Source organism: Streptomyces poriferorum, assembly GCF_019399235.1.
In the GTDB taxonomy this organism is placed as follows: Bacteria; Actinomycetota; Actinomycetes; order Streptomycetales; family Streptomycetaceae; genus Streptomyces; species Streptomyces poriferorum.
The window spans coordinates 1-2,511 of record NZ_JAELVH010000486.1 but is presented as its reverse complement, the minus strand read 5'-3'; the positions used below and the strand labels follow the sequence as shown (position 1 = coordinate 2,511).

At 71.8% G+C, this 2,511-nt stretch carries 2 protein-coding genes; both read right to left on the bottom strand.

The features are described from left to right. On the bottom strand, window positions 1-1,848 hold a 1,848-nt coding region (locus JGS39_RS38780; RefSeq protein ID WP_219574467.1), incomplete at its 3' end, for a type I polyketide synthase. A 143-nt stretch (window positions 1,849-1,991) separates the two neighbouring features. Continuing rightward, on the bottom strand, window positions 1,992-2,511 hold a 520-nt coding region (locus JGS39_RS38775), incomplete at its 5' end, for an acyl carrier protein (RefSeq protein ID WP_236066000.1).

Below are 2,511 nucleotides of genomic sequence, written 5' to 3'. Positions count from 1 at the left end.
GAACATCGTCCCGTTCAACAAACCGGCATCCTCACCCCACACCACCTCACGCAACGAGCAACCCAGCCGGGCATCCAACTCCGCGGTGACGGCATCGAACGCCTCCGCGAACACCGGAAACACCCCGTACAACTCACGCCCCATACCAAGCCGCTGCGCACCCTGACCCGTGAACAGGAACGCCGTCAGCCCATCCGCGGAAGCACCCGCCGACACCACCACATCCGCGCACTCCCGCCCCGCCGCCAGATCCGACAGCGCACGCACCACCGCCCCACGATCCGCCGACAACACCACCGCACGGTGATCCAGCACCGCACGCGTCGTACCCAACGAGAAACCGACGTCCGCCAACGACTCCTCCGGATGCGCCTCCACATGCGCGAGCAGACGCTCCGCCTGAGCCTTGAGGGCGTCGGGGGTCTTGGCGGAGAGCGGCAGCGGGATCAGCGAGGACGTCACGGTGGGCGGGGCCGGTGGTTCGACGTCCTCGGCCGCCGGTGCCTCTTCGATGATGACGTGGGCGTTGGTGCCGCTGAGCCCGAATGCGGAGACGGCTGCCCGGCGCGGGCGTCCGCGGTCGGGCCAGGCGATGGCGTCGGTCAGCAGGGAGATGTTGCCCGTTGTCCAGTCGACGTTCGGTGTCGGGCCGTCCACATGGAGGGTGCGGGGCAGGATTCCGTGGCGCATCGCCATCACCATCTTGATGATTCCGCCGACCCCGGCGGCGGCCTGGGCGTGCCCGATGTTCGACTTGATCGAGCCCAGGTACAGCGGCTGGTCCGCGGGGCGGCCCCGGCCGTACGTGGCGAGCAGGGCCTGCGCCTCGATCGGGTCGCCGAGCGTGGTCCCGGTGCCGTGGGCCTCCACCGCGTCGACCTGGTCGGCGGTGAGCTGGGCGGCTGCGAGGGCCTGGTGGATGAGCCGTTGTTGTGCCGGGCCGTTGGGCGCGGTGAGGCCGTTGCTCGCGCCGTCGGAGTTGACGGCGCTGCCCCGGACCACGGCGAGCACCCGGTGTCCGTTGCGCCGGGCGTCGCTGAGCCGTTCCACGACGAGCATGCCGACGCCTTCGCCCCAGCCCGTGCCGTCGGCGGCCGCCGCGAAGGATTTGCAGCGGCCGTCGGGTGCGAGTCCGCGTTCCTGGCTGAAGCCCACGAAGGAGGTGGGTGTGGCCATCACCGTGACGCCGCCGGCCAGGGCAAGGTCGCACTCGCCGGTGCGCAGCGACTTGACCGCCCAGTCGAGGGCGACGAGGGAGGAGGAGCAGGCCGTGTCGACGGTGACGGCCGGTCCCTGGAGCCCGAGGGTGTAGGAGACACGCCCGGAGGCGACGCTGGCCAGGCCGCCGGTGCCGCCGTCGGTGGCGTAGTCGTGGTAGACGACGCCGGCGAACACGCCGGTGAGGGAGCCCTTGAGGGAGAGCGGGTCCACTCCGGCGTGTTCCAGGGCCTCCCATGACGTCTCCAGCAGCAGGCGCTGCTGGGGGTCGGTCTCGCGGGCGTCCTTGGGGCTCATCCTGAAGAAGTCGGCGTCGAACCGGTCGGCCTCGTGGAGGAAGCCGCCCTCGCGGGCGTACGTGTGTCCGGGCGTGGCGGGCTCGGGGTCGTACAGTCCGTCCACGTCCCAGCCGCGGTTGACCGGAAAGGCCGTGATGCCGTCCCTGCCCCCGTCCACGAGTTCCCACAGCTGGTCGGGGGTGGTCACGCCGCCGGGGTAGCGGCAGCTCATGCCGACGATCGCCATCGGCTCGTGTTCCCTGGCCTCGGCTTCGCGCAGACGGCGCTTCACCTGCCGCAGGTCGGCCGTGGCCCGCTGGAGGTAGTCGCGAAGCTTGTCCTGGGTTGCCATCTGTACCTCAACCAATCTCGGTGCGGGTGTCAGCCGTGCCGGGCGGGACCGGTGCCGTGACCGGCGGGGTGCGCGAACGGGCGTTGTGTGTCGGTGGCGGGGCGGGGATCCGCCCCGGCCCGACGGCCTTGTCGATGGGGGTACTAGAGGAGTCCGATCTCCTGGTCCAGCACGTCGAACAGCTCGTCGTCGGTGACCGAGTCGAGCGCGTCGTCGTCCTCGTGCCGGGTGCGGCCGGTGTCGTCGCCGTGCGCGTCCTGCCAGCGGCGCAGCAGCGCCTCCAGGCGGGAGGTGATGCGCGGGCGGGTACCGGCGTCGGGCTGGGCTGCGGTGAGGCTCGCGTCGAGTCGGTCGAGCATGCCCAGCAGGGCTTCGGAGGCGTCCTGTTCCTCGGATCCGTCGTCGATCAGTCCGTTGAGGTGCGCCGCGACCGCGCGGGAGTCCGGGTGGTCGAAGACGAGGCTGGCGGGGAGGCCGAGACCGGTGGCGCTGCCGAGCCGGCGGCGGAGTTCGACGGCGGCCAGTGAGTCGAAGCCGAGGTCCTGGAAGGCCCGGTCGGCGCCCACCGCGTCGGGGGTGGGGTGGCCGAGCAGGGTGGCGACGTGTGAGCGGACCAGCTCCAGGAGGATGCGGCCCCGCTCCTCCTCGCCCCGGCCGGCGAGG